The organism is Edaphocola flava (genome assembly GCF_004118155.1).
Classification (GTDB): Bacteria; Bacteroidota; Bacteroidia; order Chitinophagales; family Chitinophagaceae; genus Edaphocola; species Edaphocola flava.
On the sequence record NZ_SAIQ01000001.1, the window covers coordinates 463,388 to 489,990 of the forward strand.

The 26,603-nt window shown below is 44.3% G+C and carries 19 protein-coding genes and 2 tRNA genes; 8 read left to right on the forward strand and 13 right to left on the reverse strand.

From position 1 onward, the window contains the following. Window positions 1-109: 109 nt before the first annotated feature. A complete protein-coding gene (gene gyrB, locus EMP01_RS02130; protein ID WP_237559446.1) occupies window positions 110-2,086 on the reverse strand; it encodes a DNA topoisomerase (ATP-hydrolyzing) subunit B in 1,977 nt (658 codons plus the stop codon). A gap of 271 nt (window positions 2,087-2,357) precedes the next feature. On the opposite strand from gyrB, the gene EMP01_RS02135 reads away from it, so the two are divergent. Genes EMP01_RS02135 through EMP01_RS02150 form a run of 4 tightly spaced genes read left to right on the forward strand, consistent with a single transcriptional unit; the run spans window position 2,358 to window position 6,643 of the window. Then, window positions 2,358-3,482, forward strand: coding sequence for a GNAT family N-acetyltransferase (locus EMP01_RS02135; protein ID WP_129019847.1), 1,125 nt, complete (start codon window positions 2,358-2,360; stop codon window positions 3,480-3,482). A gap of 15 nt (window positions 3,483-3,497) precedes the next feature. Next, window positions 3,498-4,550 carry a sensor histidine kinase gene (locus EMP01_RS02140; protein ID WP_129019848.1) on the forward strand — a complete coding sequence of 351 codons (1,053 nt, stop codon included), beginning with the start codon at window positions 3,498-3,500 and terminating at the stop codon, window positions 4,548-4,550. 20 nt (window positions 4,551-4,570) lie between these two features. Beyond that, window positions 4,571-5,650, forward strand: coding sequence for an AI-2E family transporter (locus EMP01_RS02145; RefSeq protein WP_237559447.1), 1,080 nt, complete (start codon window positions 4,571-4,573; stop codon window positions 5,648-5,650). A 36-nt stretch (window positions 5,651-5,686) separates the two neighbouring features. Then, window positions 5,687-6,643 (forward strand): ion channel, encoded by a 957-nt coding sequence (locus tag EMP01_RS02150; protein ID WP_129019850.1) that lies wholly within the window; start codon window positions 5,687-5,689, stop codon window positions 6,641-6,643. A 725-nt stretch (window positions 6,644-7,368) separates the two neighbouring features. Here EMP01_RS02150 and EMP01_RS02155 read toward each other — a convergent pair. From EMP01_RS02155 to porW, 3 genes are all read right to left on the reverse strand, one after another. Continuing rightward, window positions 7,369-7,442 (reverse strand) — tRNA-Asn (locus EMP01_RS02155). Between the two features lie 154 nt (window positions 7,443-7,596). Then, window positions 7,597-7,670 (reverse strand) — tRNA-Asn (locus EMP01_RS02160). Between the two features lie 76 nt (window positions 7,671-7,746). After that, entirely contained in the window at window positions 7,747-11,142 is a 3,396-nt protein-coding gene (porW, locus tag EMP01_RS02165) for a type IX secretion system periplasmic lipoprotein PorW/SprE (RefSeq protein ID WP_129019851.1), read from the reverse strand. 183 nt (window positions 11,143-11,325) lie between these two features. Between porW and EMP01_RS02170 the strand changes: the two genes are divergently transcribed. From EMP01_RS02170 to EMP01_RS02185, 4 genes are read left to right on the forward strand one after another with little or no spacing between them, the layout of a single operon-like run. Further along, window positions 11,326-11,823, forward strand: a complete 498-nt coding sequence (locus EMP01_RS02170; RefSeq protein ID WP_129019852.1) for a GNAT family N-acetyltransferase — start codon at window positions 11,326-11,328, stop codon at window positions 11,821-11,823. A 43-nt stretch (window positions 11,824-11,866) separates the two neighbouring features. Further along, complete coding sequence (locus tag EMP01_RS02175; protein ID WP_129019853.1) at window positions 11,867-12,478, forward strand: L-threonylcarbamoyladenylate synthase; 612 nt, start codon at window positions 11,867-11,869, stop codon at window positions 12,476-12,478. Window positions 12,479-12,494: 16 nt separating this feature from the next. After that, window positions 12,495-12,917, forward strand: coding sequence for a hypothetical protein (locus EMP01_RS02180; protein ID WP_129019854.1), 423 nt, complete (start codon window positions 12,495-12,497; stop codon window positions 12,915-12,917). Window positions 12,918-12,944: 27 nt separating this feature from the next. Further along, complete coding sequence (locus EMP01_RS02185) at window positions 12,945-13,955, forward strand: BtrH N-terminal domain-containing protein (RefSeq protein ID WP_237559448.1); 1,011 nt, start codon at window positions 12,945-12,947, stop codon at window positions 13,953-13,955. Between the two features lie 76 nt (window positions 13,956-14,031). On the opposite strand, the gene EMP01_RS02190 is transcribed toward EMP01_RS02185, so the two are convergent. From EMP01_RS02190 to EMP01_RS02230, 9 genes are all read right to left on the reverse strand, one after another. Further along, window positions 14,032-16,980 (reverse strand): T9SS type A sorting domain-containing protein, encoded by a 2,949-nt coding sequence (locus EMP01_RS02190; protein WP_129019855.1) that lies wholly within the window; start codon window positions 16,978-16,980, stop codon window positions 14,032-14,034. 351 nt (window positions 16,981-17,331) lie between these two features. Next, window positions 17,332-18,033 carry a L,D-transpeptidase family protein gene (locus EMP01_RS02195; RefSeq protein ID WP_129019856.1) on the reverse strand — a complete coding sequence of 234 codons (702 nt, stop codon included), beginning with the start codon at window positions 18,031-18,033 and terminating at the stop codon, window positions 17,332-17,334. Between the two features lie 74 nt (window positions 18,034-18,107). Next, a complete protein-coding gene (locus EMP01_RS02200; RefSeq protein WP_394345057.1) occupies window positions 18,108-18,830 on the reverse strand; it encodes a Bax inhibitor-1/YccA family protein in 723 nt (240 codons plus the stop codon). A 124-nt stretch (window positions 18,831-18,954) separates the two neighbouring features. Further along, window positions 18,955-19,971: a DUF3078 domain-containing protein gene (locus EMP01_RS02205; protein WP_129019857.1), complete on the reverse strand. Its 1,017-nt coding sequence runs from the start codon at window positions 19,969-19,971 to the stop codon at window positions 18,955-18,957. Between the two features lie 221 nt (window positions 19,972-20,192). Beyond that, a complete protein-coding gene (locus EMP01_RS02210) occupies window positions 20,193-21,209 on the reverse strand; it encodes a DUF3078 domain-containing protein (RefSeq protein ID WP_129019858.1) in 1,017 nt (338 codons plus the stop codon). Window positions 21,210-21,263: 54 nt separating this feature from the next. After that, entirely contained in the window at window positions 21,264-22,295 is a 1,032-nt protein-coding gene (gene gldB, locus EMP01_RS02215; RefSeq protein WP_129019859.1) for a gliding motility lipoprotein GldB, read from the reverse strand. A gap of 61 nt (window positions 22,296-22,356) precedes the next feature. Continuing rightward, on the reverse strand, window positions 22,357-23,082 hold the full coding sequence (locus EMP01_RS02220; protein WP_129019860.1) for a tRNA1(Val) (adenine(37)-N6)-methyltransferase: 726 nt from the start codon (window positions 23,080-23,082) through the stop codon (window positions 22,357-22,359). 6 nt (window positions 23,083-23,088) lie between these two features. Continuing rightward, on the reverse strand, window positions 23,089-24,108 hold the full coding sequence (gene tsaD / locus EMP01_RS02225; RefSeq protein ID WP_129019861.1) for a tRNA (adenosine(37)-N6)-threonylcarbamoyltransferase complex transferase subunit TsaD: 1,020 nt from the start codon (window positions 24,106-24,108) through the stop codon (window positions 23,089-23,091). Between the two features lie 21 nt (window positions 24,109-24,129). Further along, window positions 24,130-26,574, reverse strand: a complete 2,445-nt coding sequence (locus EMP01_RS02230; protein WP_129019862.1) for an AsmA family protein — start codon at window positions 26,572-26,574, stop codon at window positions 24,130-24,132. Window positions 26,575-26,603: the final 29 nt, after the last annotated feature.

Here is a 26,603-nt window from a genome sequence, read left to right on the forward strand (position 1 = left end):
CACCATCAAAAGGGCGCTCACAGAGCGCTCTTTGCTTTTGTATATTGTACAATAAATAAGGGCTTTCCAGATCGGAAAGCCCTTATTTATTGTATTATATCAAATCTGATTAGATATCCAGTTTCGCATATTTAGCATTCGCTTCGATAAACTCGCGGCGTGGTGCTACTTCTTCACCCATCAGCATCGCAAATACGCTATCAGCTTCTGCGGCACTATCAATGGTTACCTGTTTCAGCGTACGGCTTGCAGGATTCATCGTTGTTTCCCAAAGCTGCTCTGCATTCATCTCACCAAGACCTTTGTATCGCTGAATGTTTACGCTGTCTTCTTTACCACCTGCGGCCAGTTTTATAACCGCTGCTTTACGTTGGTCTTCATTCCAGCTATACATCTGATCTTTACCTTTCTTCACTAAATACAGAGGTGGTTGCGCCAGGTATACATACCCCTGCTCTACCAGTTGCTTCATATAGCGGAAGAAGAACGTCAGGATCAGCGTAGCGATGTGTGAACCATCGACATCGGCATCCGTCATGATGATTACTTTATGGTAACGCAGTTTGGTCAGGTTCAGCGCTTTAGGATCTTCTTCAGTACCTACAGTTACACCAAGTGCTGAATACATATTCTTGATCTCCTCATTTTCGTAGATCTTATGTTCCTGCGCTTTTTCAACGTTCAGAATCTTACCTCTTAATGGCAGGATGGCCTGGAATGTACGGTCACGGCCTTGTTTGGCGGTACCACCTGCCGAGTCCCCTTCCACAAGGTATAACTCACAGCGTCCCGGATCTTTATCAGAACAGTCAGCCAGTTTGCCCGGCATACCACCGCCGGTCAGTACGCTTTTACGCTGTACCATTTCACGGGCTTTTTTGGCTGCGGCACGTGCCTGTGCGGCCAGGATCACTTTGTCAATGATCAGTTTGGCCTGCTTTGGATTTTCTTCCAGGTAATGCTCCAGTACTTTGCTTACTGCCCCATCCACGATGCCGCTCACTTCTGAGTTACCCAGCTTCGTTTTGGTCTGGCCTTCGAACTGTGGCTCCGGCACTTTCACCGAAATGATTGCACTTAAACCTTCACGGAAGTCATCGCCCAGGATTTCAACCTTTGCTTTTTCAAACAGTTTATTCTTATCACCATACGCCTTAAACACACGCGTAATGGCTCTTCTGAAGCCGGATACGTGGGTTCCGCCTTCAATAGTATTGATATTATTTACATAAGAGAAGAGATTCTCGCTGTAAGAGCTGTTATACTCCAAAGCGACTTCTACCGATACAAATGCTTCCTGGTCGAAGCCCTGCATATATACCGGCTCAGGAATCAGCACATCTCTTTTCGCATTTTTATCCAGCAATTGAATGAACTCTACAATACCACCCTCACTGAAAAATACTTCTGTCTGAGGGGTACCGTCGTCATCAACTTCCCGCTCATCGGTCAGCGTAATGCTGATGCCTTTGTTCAGGAAAGACAGCTCGCGTAAACGTGCTGCAAGGATATCTCTGCTATAAGTAGTGGTAGTGGTAAATATGGTAGGATCCGGCCAGAAATGCTGCTGGGTACCACGCTTGTCGGAAGTACCGATCTCCCGTACATCATATTGCGGAATACCGCATTTATACTCCTGCTCAAAAATTTTCCCTTCACGGAAAACCGTTGTATGCATGTGTGTACTTAATGCATTCACACAGCTTACCCCTACCCCGTGCAAACCACCGGATACTTTATAGGAGTCTTTGTCGAATTTACCCCCTGCGTGCAGTACGGTCATTACGATCTCCAGGGCAGATTTACCTTCTTTCGCATTAATGCCCGTAGGGATACCACGGCCATCATCTTCTACGGAAATAGAGTTGTCGGGATAGATAACGACTTTGATATTTTTACAGTGTCCTGCCAAAGCCTCATCGATGGAGTTATCCACGACCTCATAAACCAGGTGGTGTAAGCCTTTCACACCCGTGTCCCCGATATACATTGAAGGGCGCTTACGCACCGCTTCCAAACCTTCCAATACCTGTATGGAATTGGCATCATATCCGGGCTGAACGGTCACATTTTCGTTGTTTTCCAAGCTCATTTGTGTGTTTTATATTTCCTTAAAACCGGGCCGCAACGGCCCTTCTTTGCTAATATGCGAAGATACGATTTAAATAGCAAAAAAAGACCATACTTATCCCCAAAACAAGCATAAAATGTAGATAAGTCTTTATATGTAAATACGGCCTGCCCCGAAGCAAAAAATATGCCCGAAATTGTTGCGTTTACAGTACATTTGTCGCAATTATGCTATACATTTATAGCTACATTAGGTAAATATACATATATCAAAACGCGTAAACACGATGTCTATAACGATCAGACCGATACATACCAAAGCCGATATTAAGAAATTTGTGCAATTCCCCTTTGATCTTTATAAAAACAACCGCTATTGGGTTCCCCCGATAAAGGATGATGAAGTAAAATCGCTGATGCCGGAAACCAACCCTGCCATGAAGTACTGCAAAACGTCTTTCTGGCTGGCTGAAGACAATGGCAAAGTGGTAGGTCGTATAGGAGCAATCATTAATCCGGCTGCGAATGAAAAGTTCAATGAAAAGATGTGTCGCATTACCCGACTCGAATTCATTGACAATCCTGCTGTCTCTGCATTATTACTGAAAACAGCGGAGCAATGGGCTCTGGATCAGGGCATGGATGGTGTACACGGGCCACTGGGCTTTACCAACCTGGACCACCAGGCTATGCTGATCGAAGGATTTGATCAATTACCTTCTATTGCATCGGAATACCATATGGATTATTACAAAAAGCATATGGAGGCGCAGGGTTATGAGAAGGAAATAGACTGGGTCGAGTTTAAACTGAAAGTACTGGAAGCGATTCCGGAGAAGGCCGTGAAACTGAATGACCTGATCAAGAAAAGATATAACTTAACGGTAAGAAGCTTTAGCAATAAAGATGAGTTAAAAACCGTAGCATTGCAGGTGTTTCACCTGCTGAATACAGCTTTTGACGAACTGTTCAGCTTTGTACAAATGCCGGATGATGTACTGCAATTCTACATCGGTAAATACATCGAGGTACTGAATCCGAAATTCGTGAAAGTGGTAGAAGATCCTGATAAAAATATTATTGGTTTCATCGTAAGCTTACCCTCTTTAAGCGAAGCGATGCAGAAAGCAAAAGGAAAACTATTCCCGTTTGGCTTTGTGCATATCATGAAGGCTCTGAAAAAGCCTAAAGTTGCGGACCTGCTGCTGACGGGCATTCACCCGGACTGGCAGGCACAGGGCGTAAGCGCACTGCTGATTACAGAGCTGCAACAGATCATGATTGAACATGGTGTGGAGTGGGTAGAAACGACCGGTATGATTGAGACCAATGAAAAAGCAATCAATCACTGGAAAAACTATGAGCATGTGCAGCACAAACGCAAGCGATGCTTCAGAAAAATGTTACGCTAAACGAGAGCACGTCCAATGCCCAATTCTATAAAATACCTGTCTCCGAAGATGATCTGCCTGCTGGCAGCATTTATACTGGCTTCTTCCCTTTCGCTCCTGTCGCTGGCGATAGATGGTGAATGGACGCTGCCGGTCATTATTTTCGGAGTTACTTTTGTATTGTCCTACCTGGTGTATAATTACTTCCTGCAGATCTTTATCGGCAGGAGACTGAAGCTGATTTACAAATTCATCTACAATACCAAGGCGGGTAAAAAGGAACAGTTTTTCTACGATAAAATTCTGCCGCAAAAGACTATAGAGCAGGTAGAGCATGATGTAACCAAATGGGCGGAGAAAAAGAGTACCGAGATTGAGTTGCTGAAAGTAAATGAGCAGTTCCGTAAAGAATTCCTGAGTAATCTGACGCATGAACTGCGTACGCCTATTTTTACCGTACAGGGCTATGTCCATACCTTACTGGACGGGGCCATTGAAGATGAAAATGTAAACCGCAAATTTCTTAAAAATGCCAGCAAGGGCCTGGACCGCCTGGTGCAGCTGGCCAGTGACCTGGAGCAGATTTCTGCACTGGAAGCGGGTAATAATCCTTTGATTTATTCTAACTTTAAGATCATGAACCTCTTTAAGGACACTTACGAGGAGCTGATGCTGAAAGCCAAGGAGAAAAACATTCAACTGCTGTTTAAAGATGATGCGGATGAAAACCTGCTGGTGCATGCCGATCGGGAAAAGATACGCCAGGTGGTCGTGAACATTATTGAAAATGCGATCAAGTATGGCAATCAGAATGGCACCATCACAACCGGCTTCTGGGAGCTGGATCAGAAAAAAATTTATGTAGAGGTTTCGGATGATGGTGTGGGCATTGAGGAACAGCATTTAAACCGCATTTTCGAACGTTTTTACCGTACCGACAAAAGCCGTAGCAGTGCGATACCGGGAACAGGATTAGGACTGGCTATTGTAAAACATATTATTGAAGCACACAGACAGATTATTAATGTAAGAAGTAAAGTTGGTGTAGGCTCCTCCTTCGGGTTCAGCCTTGCCAAAGGCAAACATTAAACGCTATGCAAAATCCAAACATGAGACAGAAAGACATTATGCAGTTCCTGGCCTACCGCCTGGTGGTTATCAGCATTATTGTACTTATGCTCACCTTTGGCAAAAGTGTATTGCTGCCCCTGGCTATGGCCACTATTTTCGCCCTGGCTATGGCTACTCCTACAAGATACCTGGAAAAGAAGGGACTGAGCCGCTCCTGGGCTGCTACCATATGCCTGCTTCTTGCGTTACTGGTATTGAGTGGCGTATTCCTTTTCATCTCTGCACAGGTGATCAATTTCCGGAACGATTTTCCGCAGCTGGAGCATAAGTTTAACGAACTGATCGTCGATGCCCAGAACTTTATACAGGACCGTCTGCATGTTTCTCCAGCGGTGATACAGGAGAATATTGATCCCCTGCTGAAAAAATTACTGAATGAAACGCCTAATGTAGTTGGCAGTATGATTTCATTTTTCTCCAGCTCTATGCTGCTGGGTGTCTTTACCTTTATCTATACTTTAATGATACTGATCTATAAAGATAATATAGGCACCTTTCTGAATGTCAGTTTTCGTCATCTGGAAGGCGGTGCTGTAGCGCAGATCATCAATAAGACACAAAATGTAATCAAAGGCTACCTGAACGGTCTGCTGATCGAAATGCTCATTGTGGCTTCCTGCCTGGCCCTGGGCTTCTCAATTGTGGGGGCGAAGTATGCTATTTTACTGGCGGTGATTTCAGCGATGATGAATGTAGTGCCCTACCTCGGATTTATTACAGCAGCCATCATCAGTGTGATCATTACTTTTGCAACCAACTCTCCGCATGCGGCCATATGGGTCGGCATTATTTCTATTATTGTACACCTGATCGACAGCAATATCATCCTGCCGGTACTGGTAGGTAACAAAGTCAGCATTAATGCGCTGGCTACGATCGTCAGTGTATTTATCGGCAGCCTTATATGGGGCATTCCCGGCATGTTCCTGGCGGTACCAACAGTAGCTATTTTTAAAGTTATTTTCGACGAAATTCCCAATCTTCATCATTGGGGAGTCTTGCTGGGCGGACGCCCCAAGCCTCCTAAGCTCAAGAAGAAGCCCGTGGTGAAGGCTTAATTACAACATTCCCCTTACCCTTTAATTATCTCATTCATGGCTATACATAAGCCCGGGAAGAAAGATATTGACAATACCGGACTCAACAGCAGGGCTACGACCAAGTATGCCCGTTTTATCAATAAGGATGGTAGCCCCAATGTCGTATGGCGCGGCTCCGGCATCCTGGATCGATACAGCATTTATCACTACCTGATCAATATCCCTAACTGGAAGTTTATCCTGCTGATTTTCGGATACTATATGCTCATCAATCTGCTGTTTGCAGGCATATACTACGTAGGCTGCCAGAACCATCTTTTAGGGCTAATCAAAGGCACTCCTTTCGAGACCTTTGAAGAGGTATATTTCTTCAGCTCTCAGACGCTGACTACGGTAGGATACGGGCGCATAAGCCCGGAAGGCTTACTGACCAATACCATTGCCTCTACCGAGGCCCTGATCGGCATCCTGACCCTGGCGATTATAACCGGTCTTCTTTATGGCCGTTTTGTCAAGCCCAAGGCTTATATCCGTTACAGTGACAATGCCGTAATCGCTCCTTTCCAGGATGGCAAGGGACTGATGTTTCGCCTGCTGCCAATCAAGAATGCCCGACTGAGTGAGGTAATTGTAACCCTGACGGCGAGTATGATGATTGAGGAAAACGGCAAAACCATCAATAAGTATTACAGCCTGCCTATGCAGTTCAATACCATCAATTCTTTATACCTGAGCTGGACGATCGTGCATCCTATTAATGAAGACAGTCCGATCTGGGGTATGAGTATGCAGGAGCTGGAGGAAGCTGATTTTGAATTTATGGTCTATCTGAAAGCTTATGATGAAGATTTCTCCAACACGGTTATATCCCGCACCAGCTATACCTTTGATGAGATCCTGAATGGCTCAAAATTCATCCCGATGTATTATGATTCTGAAGAGGGAGAGGGAACGATTATAGATGCCAGCAAACTGAATGATTATACAGAGACCCCTGAAAGCAGGATATAAAGAGAATGATATACAAAACAAAAATTCGCGCTCCATGGAGCGCGAATTTCGTTTCCAATAAATGTGCTCATTTTTTGGATAAATTCAACCGATTATTATCACTCAAAACGAAAGAAACTGATGGCAAGAAGCCTGCATTGTTCTATTTAACTATAATCCATAGGTGTTGGAATATATGCGCAAAGACTTTACTTCATCAAACAAATAATCGAATGCAGCTACCATCACAGACTGCCTGAACAGGCGGTTATAAGACAAAGGATATAGCATCCATAAACTACAACTACTACCAAGCCGGACGCTATACCTTTATCTTGTTTCTTCTAATAATCATTCACTGCTATCATTTTTCACAGGTGCAGCTGACATTATAATACATACCTTAAACGATAAAATTTCTAAGCACCCGCACTCCTCAAAGCTTCGGCTTAAAAAGCTATATCATATACATTTCAATAGCGATCTTCTCTGTGTCAGGGATGTAAAAAACACAATCTATTCATGCACAAAAATCAGGTTATTATACTTTCTGTACAATAACCTGATCAGACTATTTTAAGTACTGAATCTGATAATGTCTCTAATATATTTATGGTAGTAGGGCTATGATAGAGGTTGCCCTGTTAGCGGGTAGCAGCAACCTTCTACAAGAGCTATCTTAATGATTGCAGAAGTGGTAAAGACTGGAATAAAAAAAGCTCCGGTAATATACCGAAGCTTTTTTGCTCTCCCTTCAGGACTTGAACCTGAGACCCCCTGATTAACAGTCAGGTGCTCTAACCAACTGAGCTAAGGAAGATTGTTTTCCCCTTTTGGGACTGCAAAGATAAAACAGTTTTTGAATTCTGCCAACAGATTTGAAAAGATTTTTAAAAAATATTTTCGTGTAAATCCAGGCCTGGCAATGGATTGGTCCAAAAATAAAAGGCTTCAACTTTCGTTGAAGCCTTTCGCTCTCCCTGCTGGACTTGAACCAGCGACCCCCTGATTAACAGTCAGGTGCTCTAACCAACTGAGCTAAGGAAGATTCTATTTCCCTGTTGGGATTGCAAAGGTAAAAAACGAATTTGATTCTGCAAAATTTTCTTTAAAAAATCTAAAAATTATTGCGGGTACTTATTCTTATAAAACTCCTGGTATTTAGCCCAATCTTTATCGGTAAATAATTTGATGATATTGTCCGCAGAAACCATAATTAATTCATACTCATTAACCGAAAAGTCACGGAACAGGTTAGACTGTTTTTTAAGATTGCTGATATATGCTTTTGCAGCTGCAGCATTCTTAAATTCTTTTACGACCAGGATATTTTTCTGCCCGTCAAGCGGGGTCAGAGAGGTGGCCAGTTCATTCAACCCTTTCTGAGACTTATGGTAATCTTTAAGTCCTGCACGCAGGCCCACCAGCCTGTTCTGGTCTCCTGTAGCGGCTATCAGTACATAATGCAGGTTAGCAGGTGCATAGCTGTATGCAGCAGGCACATTGTCTCCGGCCATCACCTGCGGGCCATTAGCACCAGCGCTTGCCGATGCTGCAGGTTGCTGCGACATTGTCTTCTTCACATACTGTTGGAGGGATTTAGCCCAGGCAGCGGTCTCATCGTTAGGATGCTGTGCAATAAATCCGGTCAGTAAAGAGTCGGCTGTCTTATAGTCCCCCTTACCGGCTATTGATGCGATACGCACCAGTGTATAACGGTTAGCAAATGGTGCATAAGCGTTGGGATAAAGGGATTGTGCACTGTCGGCATTGCTCATTGCCAGTTGGTAATCCTGGCTCATCAGTGCATTATAGGTACGCTCATAATGAGCAGCAATATCTTCCTGGCTGCTTTGCTCCTGTACCTGCGCAGCATTGGTGGTAATCAGCCCGGCCCATTTAGAGTCTGCGTATTTACTTTTCAGTGTTTGCGCATAAGCATCTGCATCGGTTACCGATGATTTGGCCAGTGCCATACGGTAACGGTTATATAACTCCTCTGCACGGTTAGGATGTTCCGGGAAGCGTTTGTCCAGGTCATCATATGTCTTAACTGCCATTGGAATATCTTCCATATTCTTGTAGTATGCTGTACCCAGCTCAAAGAGGTATTGTTGCAGTCTGCCTTTCATCTCCCTGATATCTTTCTCTGTCCTGGGTATTCTGGCCAGCAGATCTTCTTCTGTAGGCAGGCTTTTCAGCGGATCAGTTTCTTCCTCTTCTTCTTCGGTACCTGCAGTACTACCTCCACCGGATTTGAAGTTATTACTCCTGTTCCAACTGTCTTTTAAGGTTCGCTCACCCCATTTCTGTTTAAAGGTGTTGATACCCTGCTGCACCATAGAAGGATTGGCAAAGTAAAAAGTCGATCCTCCGCCTAAAGATACCGGTCCGGCAAGTACAGGGTTATTCCCTGCTGCTGAAGGATTTTTGGCCAGGTATATGCTGTCATTGATTCTTTTTTCCAGGTCTTTGATGTACCTGCGGGCTATGGCTCTTTGTTCTTTTTCGGAGAGGCCGCTGAGCGTCAGTAAACTATCCAGATATCTTACTTCATTACCAGGTGCTGCTACTTTGTCCAATGCCTGTGAGCGCTGCAATGCCACCGGATGTTCCGGCTTATTCGCTTCGGTGAGGAAGAGCAAGGCACTGTCATAAGATATTTTAGCTTCATTGTACTTATTCTGGTCATAATACAAGGCCCCCATTGCCGCAAAGGACAATCCTTTCTGCGTTGGGTTTGTGGTACTTTGCTGAATGCTCTTACGGTAATTGGCAATGGCTCCGGGTACATCTTTATTGCGCTCGGCCACTTTAGCCATCGTGAAATAGATCTTATCGTAAAACGATTTGTACTTCGCTTCGCGACTCATTGCACTGAGGCTCTGCATCAATTCTTTCGCATCACCCCTGCCGGCATTAATACTATTATTGACCAGGTGAATACGGGCATTAAAATCCATCTCCATAGCAGGCTTCAGGTCTACTACTTTGGCAAATGCAGAATCAGATGCAAGGAGGTTATTTTCTCTCTGCAGAATCTGCCCCCTAAGGTAGGCGGCCCGCTCTCTCAGCCATTTAGGCATCTTTTCATCATCGTATATTTTAGCCAGGTCGTCTGTAGACTCTGCGTATTCAAACTTTTTAAGGTCAACGAAAGCCTGGGCAGCAGAGAATCGACCTTGCAGGTCTTCATTAAACTGCTTGCTGCTGCGCACCATATTCAATACCGTCTGGGCCATATTGACCTGGCTGTCCTGTGCCAGCGTTCGGGCCAGCCAGAGCATCGCATCGTTCTTAGAAGACAGGTGGGTGAATATATTTTTCTTTTCTTCCTCTGCCAGGTCATTACCTTCTGCAGATTTAGTTTTGGTATTTCCTTTTTTCTGGCTCTTTTCTTTTTCTTTCTGACGCTTCTCTGCTTCTGCAGTAGCTACGATATATTTGAATGCATTTGCTGCATTGGTATAATCTCCTTTGTAGTAATATGCCTTACCCACCAGCAGATACATATTATCCTGCCATTTACTGCGCGGATCGTGAATCTGTATGCCTACTCCTGCTCTTCTGATGAGGGAGTCCATATCACTGGCAAACCTTGTGGAATCCTTATCGGGATCGAAAGGATATAAAGGCAACAGGGAATCGTAATTATTATTGGCCAGCTTGAGCATATTCTGCTCCATCTTATCCATATTCAGATTGGCATTATAATAGTAGTTATATCGTGTGGTGGTATTATGATATGCCTGTCGCACGAAACCCCATTTCTTTTTACGCATCTGCTCATTGGAATAGGCATCTCTTTTCTTCTGTTCTTTGGCCCTTTCCTTTGCATTCGCCTTTTTCTCCCTGTCTTTGGCTCTCTTCTTGCTTAAGGCCTCGCGCTCTACTTTCGCCTTCGCCAGACTATCGGTACGTACTGCTCTTACCGCAGCTATACTGTCTTTAATAACCTTGTTACGCGCCGTCTGGGCAGCTATAACTGCCTGCAGGCTATCGTTATACTGCTTCCGGACAGCCGCCAGGCTATCCTGCATACGCTTACGCTCTGCAGCCATCTGTTCATTGCGCTTTTCTCTTAAGGTAGCCAGACTATCCAGACGGGCCTGTTTCATCCGGGCCAGGCTGTCTTTATACGCCTTACTTTCCCGGTATGCTTTGGCTTTGATCAGGCTATCGGAGCGACGCTGCTGTATTACCTTCAAACTATCGGATATGCGCATACGGGCCGCACGCTGTGCTTCCAGTACGGTATTCAGGCTATCACGGTAATGTTTATTGGCAGCAGCTGTACTGTCTGTAATACGTTTCTGCGCTGCCCGCATGCTATCCAGCTCACGGGTGCGTGCAGCCTTCATACTATCTACATAGCGCTGCCGGGCCTGCTTCATACTGTCGATATACTCTTTAGAACCAGGCTTTAACTGGCTCGCTTCGTAGACAACCTTACGGGTTGTATCGGCAGGTGAAGTGGCTTTTTGAGGATTTTGCTGCCTTTGCTGTTGCTGTGCATACATTTGTTGTATACAAAATGCAACAAGCAGGAACAAAAAACTATATATATATCTGTATTTTTTCAATTTTCGGGTCTTAACTGTGCGATGTTACAAAAATAATAACTACTTTAATAATAAAATATTGCTCATTTTTCAATTTTTTTTGTGCTTTCTCTGCATTTTTGCAGTTAAAAACATCTAATCGTGCCCCATCATATTACTATTGTCTCTCCAAAAACACTACATTATATTACTGATATTGCCGCCCGTACCTGGAAGGTTGCTTATAAAGACATCCTGAGCCCGGAACAGATTAGCTATATGCTGGAAGAAATGTATGCGCCGGCTGTACTGCTGCAAAGACTCGAAAAGGGTAATTTATTCTACCTGATCTCTGATGAGCTGGAGGCACCTATGGGCTTTGCCGAAGTAGAACTGAATATAAACGGCGCTGAAGCTAAGCTGCATAAGATATATGTACTGCCAGAAGCCCAGGGCAAACATATGGGCCTGCAATTACTGAACCATATCAAATCGGTTGCCGCTGCCGGTGCGCAAACAGCACTTACCCTGAATGTAAACCGCTATAATCCGGCACTTAACTTTTACCAGAAGCATGGATTTACGGTGCTTCGTGAAGAAGATATCAATATCGGCAATGGCTACTATATGAATGATTATGTAATGCAGTACTTATTTTAGTGTATTTTTGTATACATACAATCACTATATATAAAAATTCAATATGCTAGTACATCTACATCCTGACAATCCGCAAGAACGTGTACTGAAGCAAATCGCCGATGTACTGAAAAAAGGTGGGGTTATTATCTACCCTACTGATACCATATACGGTATCGGCTGCGATATCAATAACCAGCAGGCTATTGAAAAGGTATGCCGTATCAAGAATATCAATCCCAAGCAGGCGCAATTCTCTTTTATCTGTAAAGATCTGAGCGAACTCAGTACCTATGCAGCCAATATGAGTAACCCGACATTCCGTTTTCTGAAAAGCTGTATTCCGGGACCATATACATTTATCCTGAATGCGACTAAACTGGTGCCCAAACTGCTGAAGACGAAAAAGGACACTGTGGGTATCCGTGTTCCGGACCATAAAATAACGCATGCTATAGCCGAGGCTTTAGGGAACCCGATCATGAGTACCTCTTTGCCACAGGAGGCTGATGTAGAGCACTACACAGATCCTGAGGTTATTCACGAGGATTTCGGCCACCTGGTAGACATGGTTATAGATGGCGGTATAGGTAATATACAGGTATCTACTGTAATCAGTCTGGTTGATGACTATCCTGAGCTGATCCGCCAGGGGGCAGGACCTTTCGAAATATAAAATTTACTTTTGCTTTATGAAAACGAATGAAGTACCCCAGGACAAGGGTAATTATAAAAACAGGGACCAGAGCCGGAAAGTGGTATATGCGACGGATGAAAAAGGCGAATATACTACGGTAAACAGTGATGGCTGGGAGGTAGAGCACCTGGCTACAATTCAGGCCTGGGACCAGGCGAAACTGGAACTGGAAGAGGTGCTGGATGGTATTCGTAAGGGAGCATTAAGTCCACTCGCCTATTTCATGAAGAAAAACCTGATGGATACCGGTATACTTGCCCGCCACGTTGGCAAATGGGGCTGGCAGGTAAAACGCCACCTGAAAGCCAAAGTATTTGCCGGACTACCGGAAAGTATGCTGCAACGATACGCAACCACATTCAATATAACGGTAGCAGACATCCGTAATTTCAATCCCGATACTGCTGAAAAGCACTAATTATCACTTATAATTCCAGATCATATTTTGCCTGTTATAGATTTTAAGCACCAGATGCATGCCCACTGTGAGAGTGGTGCAACAACCAATTTATTAAGACATTACGGTGTACCCATGACCGAGCCTCTGGCTTTCGGTATCGGCGCCGGACTGTTCTTCAGTCATATTCCTTTTATTAAAGTAAACGGTGTGCCCGGCACCAGCTACCGCAGCTACCCCGGCACCATCTTTAAAACCCTCATGAAGTCGCTGCATATTGATTATACCATGCAGCAATTCGGCAGCAATGAAGCCAAAGGGAAAGCGGCCCTGGACCAGCTGCTGGACCAGGGTATACCCGTAGGTATGCTCTCCGGCATCTTCTACCTTACATATATGCCCGAAGCCTATCGCTTCCAGTTCAATGCCCATAACCTGGTTGCCTATGGACGGAAAGAGGATGGTACTTACCTGATCAGTGACCCTACACTGGAAGGGCTGCACGAGATCGCTCCCGAGGATATGCAGAAAGCACGTTTCGCCAAGGGATTTCCCGAGCCTAAGGGCAAGCTATACTACATTACGGATGTACCCAAACAACTGGATATGGAGGAGGCCATCAAAAAAGGGATCAAAAAGAATATATGGCTGTATACATCTCCCCCAATCGGTATTTTCGGCAATAAAGCGATACATACCCTGGCGAGAAGGATCAAAACATACCCCGATAAACTTACCGACAGACAGGCTGTCCTGTATGTGGGTAATATAATACGTATGCAGGAGGAGATCGGTACCGGTGGCGGTGGTTTCCGTTTTCTGTATGCTGCGTTCTTACAGGAGGCAGCTGAGATACTGGGCAAACCAGAATTAAAAGAGTTTTCTCAGCGCATGACGGCTATTGGCGACCAATGGCGGAATTTTGCCTACAGTGCGGCCCGCATCTGCAAGGCCCGAAAATCTGACCTGGTCAGCTATAATGACCTCTCTGACATGCTGCACAAGATCGGACATGATGAATTGCGCCTGTTCAACGAGCTCAAAAAAGTAAATTTATAAGATATCAACTGATAAAAAAGCACCTGCAGGAATTCCTGCAGGTGCTTTTTATTAGGGTTAAATGGGTAAGCTAGACTTACTGCTTCACTACTTTAACCTGTGCAACCGGTGTGGTGCCGGTATAAACCGTGATGAAATAAACCGAAGGGGTCAGTGTTTCCAGTGACAGGGTCATTTGCGGACCATTACCTGTAGTCTCCAGTACTTTTCTACCATTCACATCGCTAACCGTAACTGTTGTCTGATTACCGATGCCCTGGATCATTACCTTATCCCTGGTTTCTGTAGGGAATACCTGAATATCAGCGGCACAGGATATAGCCACCAGCTGTACTCCGCTGTAACTATAACGTGTATCATGATCGTTAAATCTTAAACGGTAAGTATAACGTCCTTTTGCCAATGCCTGGTCGGTATAACTGTAAGCAAAGCCTGTACCACGTGCTGTGATGGAAGCTATCGGGCTAAATGCCCTGCCGTTCTCACTACGCTCTACCTGTATGTTTTTCAGTTGCTCTTCTTTCAATGTGGTCCAGTCCAGGCGTACTGCACAGTGGTTGTCTACTACCGCAGTGAATGCGCCTAAGGTTACCGGCAGGGGTTGACTGAAGTTCACTGTATAGCTCGCAGGGCTTGGATCTGCTTTACCCGCCAGATCTATTGAAGCAAACTGGAAGCTGGTTGTTATTGTACCTATAGGTGTACTTGCAGTTGGGGTTATCGTCAGTAAGGCCGGGTTATAGTTAGGAATAGTGTCTCCCGGATTGATTGTTACTCCATTATATTTCAACACAAAACCATTGGTCGGTGCTGCGGTTACAATAACCGGCTTGCCATTCAAAGGTGCTTGTACCCCGCCGTTATCTTCAGGATCGGAACCCTGCATCGGTACATCGGACAGCGTGATCGGTGTACCAATAACCGGAGGGCCAGTCACCGTCTTGGTCGCATTATAACTTTCCGGTAAGCGTTCGAAGCCAAAATTTACATTAGTAACATCACTTGAAGGAACTACAGGAAATACATTTACTGATGTGGCTGTGCCCGTTACATTCGTACCTGTAGTATTATTCTGGCCTGTATTGCTACCGGTCGGACTCCAACCAGTTGGCAACGCATTTGCAGGATTAAAGGTTGCTCCCGGATCTAACACCTGTGTACTTGGTGCTACCAGGTAATTTTTAAAATCAGGTGCAACGAGTGTATAAGAACCATCCGGGGCTACAGGGGAAACACCTACGATCTGATTCGTCACCGGATCGATCAGGTATACATATAGAGGTGTACTGCCCAGTGTATTTATTGGTGTACCGTCAACTGCATTATTCGTCAGACCATTTGCATCATTATATATTTTACCGCTGATCTGGTAAGATGCCTTGCGCAGGAAGAAATTGTCCAGGTAGGCGTCATTACCGGCTGTTCCATTAGCATAGGTCTGATAATAAACGCCGTAATCACCACTTGAAAGTACAGAGAAATTCGATACTACTTTATTCCAGCCCAGATTGATACTATCTGTAGCATCTCCAGTAGTAGGCTGTATAACCAGGTAGCCAGTAGCAGCCGTATCACCATTGCCGATATTCACTAATGTATATCGTAATTTTGTGGCAACAGCGTAAACGCTTCCCTGAAACCATTTATTTGCACCTTTTCCATACAGACCAAAAGAATAGTTGTTACCGGCAAGCAGGTTCACCGTGTCGGCAAAGATATTTACATTGGTCCCGATTCCAGCAGCATTATTTCCGTCAATGGCCATAAAACGGTCGTTCCAGGCTCCGGTAGTGGCACCGGCAGAATAGCGCCAGCCCCAGTTCGTAAAGTTAAGTGCAGAACTCTGTACCGTCAATCTTCCATTACCGTTATCACCTGTCTCGATCGTTGTTGTACCCAGCATACTCGTCACGGTGTAGGAAGAAGGTGAATACAATGGTCCCATATAGAATGCATAGCTGGATCCTACGGTATAATCGACTGTTGGACTATACAATTCAGGATGGCTTGCACTGAGCAGATAATCATACAGCCTTCCGTTAATATGCAGATTTGCGAAAGCATTTCCGGTAGAATCAATAGTACCGAAACTACCTCCGTTCTCATTCGTAATGAGATTGGGATTGCTGGCGATCGTATCTGTTACGTATGAGATGGACGCAGGTAAAAACCCGAAATTCAGCACACCGTTCTTTTGATAAGGACTGGTATTGAACTGTAATGGTGTTTCATTGGCAAATACAAATGCTCCGTCTGCCATAGTGCGCGGCCAGTCAAAAGCCAGAGGTTCCGTACGAGGAAGCAGGTTGCCCTGCGGTTGTACAATTACAGCAAAGCGCTCCAGTCCATCAAGTTGACTGCTGGTAAATTGGTATGCACCGTTGGCATCGGTAGATAAGGTCACTAAAGGACTGGCTGATGTTAATTGCTTGAGCCATACTTTGGTACCCACTACTGCAGGTTCTGCACCATCTTTAATGTTGTTCAGGTTAAAGTCCTGGAAGACTGTGCCGGTAATGCTGAAATCCTGAAACAGCTCTGCCTCTGCTATGTGTATGGCAGCACCACCGTTATTGACCAGGCGATAGTAGCGATAGGCAGTATTGTTACTAACTGCAAAGAACTTTCTTGAGCCCAGCATTTCCCAGGTATTACCCGTACGGGAATCCAGGTTTACATAACCGCTGCCTGCCGTATTGGAACCCTGTAAGGTCCAGTTGGTTGGGTTAAAAGCCGCATTAGAAGGGTCGTCGGTAAGGCTATAGCCTTTGATCACCTGTGCGCTACCCAGGTCAATAGTGGCCGTACCGTTGCTGTTCAGTAAAATAAAACTTGAAGGGTTATTATTGACCAGGTTGCTGCCTGATATACTGGTCCCCAAACCAGAAGTATCTACGGTAACGCTGGTACCGGAGCTGGTCGCATCCTGTAAGCTTTGCGCCCGGGCTGCATAATTTGATCCTGCGAGTAATACCAGTGCGCATAGTCCTGCCCTGGTGAATCTCTGTTGTAATTTTAAGCTCATGTCTGTTATTTTTAAGGTTAACTATTGTGTTTATTCACTATCGAGGATGCCACAAAATCATATGACATTGAATCCCAATGCAAAATTCCTACAATAGAAAATCCCAGTCAAAACCCAAGAGCTAACTTATGTACTGTTTTTGATTTACTAGGACAGGCATTTCTACTTAAGCCCATACTTTTGTATTGCATTTATACAAAATGCCCATATATTAACCACTGAATACCAAATATCAGAAAGCAAAATACCCTACCTAAATTCCAGCTTTCGCGCTTATAATATGCATAAAAAGGGCGCACCCGGTACTGGTTGCGCCCTTTTTATGCATATTATACTTACTATATAGGTTGTTTATTTCTTTATATATACCCTTACTCCAGGGCGTACAAACTTGTAAAAGTCCATGATATCATCTGTAGTCATCGATACACAGCCATCTGTCCAGCCCAGGCCCATTTCCACCATTTTTGCACCGGTTGGGTAGGTACCGTGAATACCTATTGCACTGCCCACACCTACCTGGGGTGAGATAAGCCCTTGTGCTTTTGCCGCCTGGTGCTTTTTATAGGACTCTTCGTTCGGGTAGTTCAGCTGGATAAATTTACCCCAGTTTGCATTGTCGCGCACACTGATAATCTTAAACCAACCTTCGGGTGTTGCACGATCGCCCTCACACAGCTTATCCTTAAGCCTGTCCGGACCGAATACGGCACGGTACTGACGAATGCGTTTCTTTTTGTAAATCAGGGCTACCAGGTAATTGGTCTTGTCAACATAGACCAACAGGGAGTCCCTGTTCATAGTATCCACATTAAAAGGTTTCCTATCCTTAAAACTGGGCATCGGCGGAGAAATCGTTGTTTGCGTCACGCGCATACCATCCTTAAAATACTGGATTTTACGGACGATATTGCCATGTGCATCTTTACGCTCTTCCAACACAGTTATTGTCTTTGGTACATCTTTCTCCTCAGTCTGTGCCCATACCCTTCCGCTGCCTGCAATGCCTAATATTGCAGTAAGTATAAGTAAGCTCTTTTTCAGTAACTTCATTGTACAAAACAGAATAATTGTTTTACAAAAAATAAGCAGCCAGCAAGGCTGCTTATTAAACAAATATACGAAAATTAATCTCTTCTTCCAAAAATGCGCAACAGCATCAGGAACAGGTTGATGAAATCGAGGTAGAGGGTCAATGCCCCCATAATAGCCCCTTTCTGGCGGGCTTCTTCACTGTCCAGCAATGCTAATGCTTTGATTTTCTGCGTGTCATATGCAATCAGGCCCACAAAAACTGCAACGCCTACATAGGAGATAATCCAGTACAGCATGCTGCTGCCCAGGAAAATATTTACAATAGAAGCAATAATCACGCCCACTAAGGCCATCAGCATAATGCGACCGAAAGAGGTCAGATCCTGCTTGGTAAAATAACCGATCAGGCTCATTACCCCAAAGGTAACTGCTGTAGTCCCAAAAGCAGACATCAGCGTAGCACCGCTGTATCGTAAAAATATGGTAGAGATTGTAAGGCCTGTAAGTGCTGCATAGGCAAGGAATATAAATGTTGCAGTACCTACGCTCATTTTTTGCACCCTCAGGCTCAGATAGCCTACCAGTAATATTTGTCCTAAAAAGAGTCCGAAGAAAATAAACGGATTTTTAATTAAGGCTGCTAAAATAGTAGGATTGGTAACGGTAAAGAAGGCAACGGCCGCCGTAATGGTCAGTGCCAGGAACATCCAGCCATATACTTTAGTAACATACTTGGCCACATACTGCTGGTCAATTACTTTATATTCTCCATCCATAAGAGAATCATTGTTGTAATCATTTTGATTGTAATCCATAATAATAGCTTTTGAATAATACAAATATAACGAATTCCCCGCGATTCTGATTGTAAGCGCGCTTAAAGCATAAAAGGAGCCGATGGCTCCTTTTATGCTTTAAGGCTTGTATATGTACATCCTTTTAGAACTTATAATTAAAGCTCAGTGAGAAAGATTGTTTGATCTGCCACCAGCCCAGTCCGCGCAAGGGATCCTGAGTCTGTTTGCCCATAGCATCTTTTGCAGGTACAAAGGGTACATCATTATCATATATCGCCGTCAGCCCGAAGTTGGCAGAAAAATACTTAAAGAACTTAAACGCGATAAAGTTATCTACCAGGATATCTATATTACCCGGGTTATCTTTTTTAATCAGGGTTCCTGATGCATCATAGGTATTTTTGGCCAGATAATTGGAGTATAAGTCCAACCTTCCCCTGTACGTTATTGTTTTGCTCAGATCCTTCTGAAAACGCGCTGACATGTATGCCCCTAACTCCATGCGCAGGGTCTTATTATAGGGCACACCAAAAGCGCCGACATCACTTCTGCTGGTGTACTCTTTAGACACAAAGGTCATACGCATGGCAGCCGGCGACACGAACACACTGAGCATAGACCCTTTACGGTATTCAATACCGGGAGATACAAGTACATACAGGGGTGATAGAAACCCGGAGGTACTGCTATCCCGCCAGTTAGGCAAGTCGTAATTATACCCTTTACTGAATTGTGTCTTTGCATTCAACAGGCCGGAAATATAAAAGTTTGCATTATGTCCTCCCAGCCTGTAACCATATTTGGAGGTATAATCCAGGCGGTCATCTGTTTTACGTGGCTGAAAACTATTGGAGTAGGCATAGAACAATCCATAGTTGGCATCCAGGGTATTGGTCCATATATGCCGGTTATAATAGCGGACAATATTGCCATTAAATACGCCATTGACGGTGAGAGATGCTAATTCACCCCCTGCAGCCCAGTTATGTAGCATGCCCTGATTTCCGCCAAGATATATATTGGCATTCCTGATCCAGGCTACGGTATCTATATTTTGATCTTCCATTCTTTGGGCTGAGATCTCGTCTACATTAGCAAGTTGTGCCTGGCTGCTTAAGGATAACAAAGTAGCCCCAAGTAACAGTAATCTTTTTTTCATTGTTTAGAATTGTAGTTGTTATTTAATAGTTGTAGTTTATTGTGCTTCAAAAACGGCAAAAGTAGTAACATCAATCAAGTAAGTACGACTCATTCCGGTTAATACCATGTTATACTTATTATTAAATCACAAATATCTTGAAACATAAAAAAGCCATGAAGTATAGGTATTACTTCATGGCTCTTTTATGTATTTATGTATCAGTATAATACGGCCAGGCTTTAAAACTTATAGGTAAATCCTACCGTAAAGGTCTGTTTTATCTGCCACCATCCCAGTCCGCCGATGGGTTCTTTAATCGGGTTGCCATTCGCATCTTTTGTGGGAATAAAAGGCACATCGTTATCATAAATTGCCGTCAACCCAAAATTGGCAGAGAAGTATTTAAAGAATTTAAAGGCAATAAAATGGTCGAAGAGGATATCAATATTACCCGGATTGTCTTTTTTAATCACATTTCCGTTAATGTCGTACGTATTTTTGGCCAGGTAGTTAGAATACAAATCTAAGCGGCTGCGGTAGGTAATGTTCTTCGTAATGTCTTTCTGGTACCTTGCCGACATATAAGCACCCATTTCCATACGCAGGTTTTTATTATAAGGCACACCAAAGGCACCCACATCGCTACGGCTGGTATAATCTTTAGATACAAAAGTCATACGCATGGCGGCCGGCGACAAGAATACGCTCAGCATAGAGCCTCTACGGTATTCTATACCCGGAGAAACCAGTACATATAAAGGTGAAAGAAAGCCGGAAGTGCTGCTGTCTCTCCAATTCGGAAGGTCATAGTTATATCCTTTACTGAACTGCGTTTTGGCATTCAGTAAGCCGGAAATATAAAAGTGCGAGTTTTTGTCCCCCAACCTGTAGCCATATTTGGACGTATAATCCAGGCGGTCATCCGTTTTACGCGGTTGGAAGCTATTAGAGTAGGCGTAAAACAGTGCATAATTAGCATCTACGGTATTGGTCCATACATGCCGGTTGTAATAACGAACGATATTACCGTTCAATACTGCATTGACAGCAAGTGAGGCCAATTCTCCTCCCGCGGACCAGTTATGCAGCAAACCCTGGTTACCCCCAAGGTAAAAATTGGCATTTTTAATCCATGCTATGGTGTCTACATTTTGACCCTCTACTCTCTGTGCATAGATTTCGTCTACTTTACTGAGTTGCGCCCGGCTGCTTAAGGATAGTACAGCAGCTCCGACTAACAGCAATACTTTTTTCATTGTACAATTAGAATTGTGAATTGTTGGTGCTTAAAATATTTAATAATGTCTGTATTAAGGTTTGTATTTTGACGCCTGGAAAATGGCGTTATTATCCTGCTCGTTCAGGATCTGCTGCAGGTCTTTGCCGCTTTTTTGCGCATAGGCCTCAATAATACGGTATCCGACAAAGGCACTAACATTGCCCGGAGCTTCGGCAGGGAAACCTGCAGAATTAGGCGCTGGTGTGGCATAGCGCATGATCTGCTGATAGTTCTTGCTATACAGCAGATTATCTTTCAGGAAGAAGTTATAAATCAGTGGTTCATTGGCCTCACACCACTTCATCTGTTCGGGAGTATAGCCCAATAGCAGGCTCAGCGGCATCTCCGGCAATACTTTATGCAGGTAATAAATCTCTTTACCATTCAGCATCATCAGGTCCAGCAGTGATTTATTGAAATTGTCATGCTCATACACACTGTTATACACTGCTTTGGCTGCCCACATCGGAATATTTTCAGGAGTGTGGTTGATGAGTGCATAATCTGGTATACCTATGGCCTGGTAAGGGAGAAAGCTTTTGCCCAGGAACATATCCAGACCAATACCTAATTGATCATTATGGGTAAAAGAAGTCCATTTGTTCAGGCAGGATGTAAAATAATATACCTTGGTCGGTAAGGGTACATTGGGCAGATAATACTTGATGTGTTTGAAGGCATCCAGTATAGCCTCGTTGTACTTACGGGTATCTGTAAATACTTTATTGACGGTATCGTTTAATGCTTTAAAATCAGGATGAACAAAAACCGTGCGTACCGGAACTATATGTTCTGCATTGGTATACGGCTGTTCTATATGACCAAAGGGCAGTAAGGTATCCAGGTAAAAGGGAAGGAAAGTCGGATATTTCTGCTGTAACTGCTGTAAGCCTTCCGGAACAGCATTACTGTCAATGGCAGAAAAATCTTTATAGAAGTCAACGTAATCCAGCTTTACAGCCACTTTACTGACATCAACATCTCCGGCACCAGGGCCGCAGGAAACAAATATGTTCAAAAGGATACAGGCCAGACCGGTTCCTATAGTAGAAAGTATACGCAATTTTATAGTTTTTTGCCTGCAAATGTATTAAATATTTTATACAACAGATAAGGCATATAACTTACAAATGCAGATAGTAGGGGTTTAATAAGTCAATAAACTCAGGGGTATAGGTACGGGAACCCGATTCGTAAATGCATAATTCGGTTGTTTCCGTTTGCGGATGTGCCTGCCTGCTCATCAGTCCTACGACCCTGTTGGGCGCTTTATGGAGATGCGGTCTGATCAGTAATTGGCTGTGTATATGCAGGCCGGCCTTGCGGGCAATACGTATCCAGGCATCCCATTCAGATGCAGGGTATAATATACCGGCTTTACCATCGGCAGACAGGAGCTGTGCTACTTTTTCGGCCAGCACTTCTTTGCTTAAAGTATGGCTGTGCCGTGCCATGCTCCGATGGCTATCCTGGCTCTCGAGATGGTTGTGAAAGAACGGCGGATTACAGATAATGGCATCATACAATGAAGTATCATCCATATCCTGCAAGGCTTTGCCACAGACCTGTACCCGCTCAGCCCAGGGGCTGTTGCGCACATTTTCGGCAGCCTGTGCACAGGCGTCTTCATTAATTTCAACAGCAGTAATCAGGGCATGGGGTACTTCCTGTGCCAGCATGAGGCTCAGCAATCCGGTACCGGCACCAATATCCAATATGGTCGCAGGATTGTTCTGACGGAATACAGTAGCCAGCCAGGCCCCTTGTATACAGGCATCTGTACTCACTTTCATCGCACAACGATCCTGTGCTATACGAAACTGTTTGAAGTCGAAATAAGCGTTAGGCATAGATAATTATTTCCAGGCGGCTCTTGCTGTAGGCACTGCCAGCAGATCGGTAAATTCTTTACGCTGCATTTTATAATGCGCTGTAATGGCGATCATGGCTGCATTATCGGTACAATATTCAAACTTGGGCAGGTATACTTCAATCCGCAGTTTCTTACCCAGTTCGGTCAAGGCCGTACGCAGGCCGCTATTGGCCGATACACCCCCGGCTACACCTATATGGCGTACCTTATATTGTTTAGCGGCTTTTTCAAACTTCTTCAGCAAAGCGGTTACAATGGTATATTGTACAGAAGCACAGATATCTGCCATATTTTTCTGTACAAAATCCGGATCTATTGCTTTTTGCTTCTGAAGGAAATATAAGACGGCGGTTTTGATTCCGCTGAAACTATAATTCAAGCCTTCCAGGCTGGGAATCGGGAACGGATATGCCTGAGGATTGCCCTGTTGTGCATAACGATCGATCAGCGGGCCACCCGGATAAGGCAGTTCGAGCATTTTGGCAATCTTGTCAAAAGCCTCTCCGGCTGCATCATCAATGGTCTCTCCCAGTATCTCCATATCCAGCGGACTATGGCAGAGCACGATCTGTGTATGGCCTCCCGAAACGGTAAGGCATAAAAAAGGAAATGCAGGTTTAGGGTCCTCAATAAAATGTGCCAGTACATGCGCCTGCATATGGTGTACCCCGATGAGGGGAATATTCAGGGCCTGCGCCATACCTTTGGCAAAACTGCTGCCCACCAGCAGGGAGCCGAGTAATCCCGGAGCCTGAGTGAATGCGATAGCCTGTAGGGCATCTTTGGAAATGCCAGCTGTTTTTAATGCCTGGTCCACGACAGGGACGATATGCTGCAGATGAGTTCTGGACGCAATTTCGGGTACAACACCCCCATACTGCTCATGCACTTTCTGCGTGGCAATAATATTGCTTAATACTTGTCCGTCTTTGATTACTGAAGCTGCGGTTTCATCGCAGGAGCTTTCAATAGCCAGGATTATCTGATGCTGTGGTACTTCCATTTCGCTGCAAAAATACGGGATTTATTCCTCGTCTTCATCTACAACTTTACCATCATCCTTCTCATAACCCTTACCCACTCCGATAACGATTTTGCCGGATGCATCAGAGTGCGCATTCAGGTTGATAACCAGCCCTTCGCCTTTTCTTCTGCTCAGCCCTCTTTCCTGGCGGTCTTTATCGACCTGAGGATTGCGCAGCGGTACACGGAAGTCTATATTGGTGGGCTTACCTGGTGCCAGTCCATACAACCCGGCAAAGGACAGGTTCAGCGCACTGGTATGCAGCTCTGTTTTAGGAATAAAAATACTTCCGCTGCGGATATCGAAGTTGCCGATAAACCGTTCTATCTCGATATTGTCCAGGCGCCGGTTTTTAAACCATTTCTGTACTTTATCGAACAAGGCAAAGTTCTTTAAGGATGCTTTATTCAGGTCGTATTTTATGATGCCGTTCAGGCGCTCGGCCAGCAGCACGCCTTTATCGGTTACATTCCCATTCAGGCTTCCGCTCAGGGACACATTACCACTCACATTTTTATCGGTCAGGCTTTTAAAGCCGAAATTGTTCATAGCATAAAACAGCTGACTGACCTGCACATTTGCCACGCTAAACTGCAGGTTGAACGGATTATTTACCACCTGCTGGTTTACTTTACCACTGAGGTCAATAGCCCCCTGGTCATGGTTGAGGTGAAGATTATGTATGGTAAGACCGGAATTGGCGAAGGACATAGAGGAAACTACATTTGTAGCCACCATCTTGCGGTACACCGCTTTATTGATGTGCATATCCATAGAAATATCACTATTGGTCAGGAAGGCATCCAGCCGATCAGAAGCGGAAACTTTACTGCGCTTACCTGCGCTCCTTTTCTGTACGAAATAGGTCATGAATGCGCCCAGGTCAATATTGTTACTGAGCAGATGCAGGTTCATAGAAGCCTTGCCGGGTATTTCCACGAAGCTTTTCAGGAAGTCTTTAGAGACCCCATTAATGGAGATATCGCTGTTCTGCGCAAATATCTGCACTTTATTCAGCAACAGATCCGGTCCGTTAAACCCGAGGCTGGCATTCCCATTATGGAATTTGAGGTTACGGGCATTATAGACAAAGTCAAAGTTCTTCAGGTCTATAGAGCCGTATATCTCATCCGGGATCAGGGAGTTGGCAAATAAATAGCCATTATACTTCAGGTCATAACTACAGGATCCTCTTGTAAAAGTAAACTGCTCACCGAATGTATTGTTCAGCGCTGTAGCATCAAACTGCTCTTTAAGAGACGCAATTACATAAGGACGAACAAAGTTCATGATCACCACATCGCGACCAGACACCGGCAGTCCGTTATACAAGGCATGCAGACTATCCAGTAAAACCACAGAGTTACTGTCATGACGGCCTTTGGTTTCGTTTACATGATTGAAAAATTTGCCTTTGAAATACACATCTGTAAATGTTGATCCAAGCAGACTTACCGTATTTTTCTCTGTGTTGAAACTGATATCCAGGTATGGATTGGTGCCGCGTTCGAGCATATCGCCACGAATGACCGCAGCCACTTCAAGTGTCTTGGCGAAATCGAATTTGGAGAGCTTCTCAAAGATGTTTTCAGAAAGCCATTTTACGGCCACATTATAGGTAATCTTCTTCCCCTCCAGGTTGATCTGGAATGGTAAAACCTTGGGTCCGCCAAAACGCATCCAGGCACTTAGCTTCAGCTTCTCATTATCTATTTCTATATCGCGCTCCTGCACCACGCCAAGCCGGGTTATGGTATTGTAATCAAAGTGCAGGGTTCCCTTGATCTCTGCATTTTTCAGGAAAGAACCTTTCGACAATTTAAAACCCAATCCACCCATCAGTATATTGACGTCAGCTTTAATTTTCATAAAACTATCTACACTGTGCACTTCCGCATTTATCTCTCGTAATTTCATGTGAAAGCGTTTGTTCATAGGAACATTGTCAATCACAAAAGTCACATTATTGACCTCTATATTTCCTACCTCCAGCTTACTCTTTTTGTTTTTCACTTTAAGCTCTTTGGGCTTAAGCAAATAGTTGTTGGAATAGCCGTTCTTATCAATAAAGATGTGAAAAGTACCTTCGTCTGCAATAATTTTAGAAATCCTGGTCTTACCGGTCAGCAAAGAAAAAACATTCAGGCGCACATAGGCATGCTTCAGATCGATCAGCTTCTGATGGTGCTGTTCGTAAAGACTGTCCTGTAGCGATATCCCATCCATGCGGATCGATATATTCGGGAAGGTACGAAACAGCTCCGGGCTGATATCTTCGATATGTAATTTCCCTTCGATACGCTCTCCGGCCGCTTTTTCCAGGCGGGAGAGCAGCTCTTTTTTATGGGTCTGTACATACCAGTATAGTACACCCCAGAGTATCAGCAACAGTAATAATAATGCTGCCAGTACATACAGTATTCTTTTAATCCATTTTTTGCGCATAGATAGGTGGGTACAGTTTGATTCTTATT

Coding starts and splice junctions, on each gene's coding strand:
- EMP01_RS02135 (WP_129019847.1), top strand. CDS start 2,358: ATGTCTATAACGATCAGACCGATACATACCAAAGCCGATATTAAGAAA.
- EMP01_RS02140 (WP_129019848.1), top strand. CDS start 3,498: ATGCCCAATTCTATAAAATACCTGTCTCCGAAGATGATCTGCCTGCTG.
- EMP01_RS02145 (WP_237559447.1), top strand. CDS start 4,571: ATGAGACAGAAAGACATTATGCAGTTCCTGGCCTACCGCCTGGTGGTT.
- EMP01_RS02150 (WP_129019850.1), top strand. CDS start 5,687: ATGGCTATACATAAGCCCGGGAAGAAAGATATTGACAATACCGGACTC.
- porW (WP_129019851.1), bottom strand. CDS start 11,142: ATGTATGCACAGCAACAGCAAAGGCAGCAAAATCCTCAAAAAGCCACT.
- EMP01_RS02175 (WP_129019853.1), top strand. CDS start 11,867: ATGCTAGTACATCTACATCCTGACAATCCGCAAGAACGTGTACTGAAG.
- EMP01_RS02180 (WP_129019854.1), top strand. CDS start 12,495: ATGAAAACGAATGAAGTACCCCAGGACAAGGGTAATTATAAAAACAGG.
- EMP01_RS02190 (WP_129019855.1), bottom strand. CDS start 16,980: ATGAGCTTAAAATTACAACAGAGATTCACCAGGGCAGGACTATGCGCA.
- EMP01_RS02195 (WP_129019856.1), bottom strand. CDS start 18,033: ATGAAGTTACTGAAAAAGAGCTTACTTATACTTACTGCAATATTAGGC.
- EMP01_RS02200 (WP_394345057.1), bottom strand. CDS start 18,830: ATGGATTACAATCAAAATGATTACAACAATGATTCTCTTATGGATGGA.
- EMP01_RS02205 (WP_129019857.1), bottom strand. CDS start 19,971: ATGAAAAAAAGATTACTGTTACTTGGGGCTACTTTGTTATCCTTAAGC.
- EMP01_RS02210 (WP_129019858.1), bottom strand. CDS start 21,209: ATGAAAAAAGTATTGCTGTTAGTCGGAGCTGCTGTACTATCCTTAAGC.
- EMP01_RS02220 (WP_129019860.1), bottom strand. CDS start 23,082: ATGCCTAACGCTTATTTCGACTTCAAACAGTTTCGTATAGCACAGGAT.
- tsaD (WP_129019861.1), bottom strand. CDS start 24,108: ATGGAAGTACCACAGCATCAGATAATCCTGGCTATTGAAAGCTCCTGC.
- EMP01_RS02230 (WP_129019862.1), bottom strand. CDS start 26,574: ATGCGCAAAAAATGGATTAAAAGAATACTGTATGTACTGGCAGCATTA.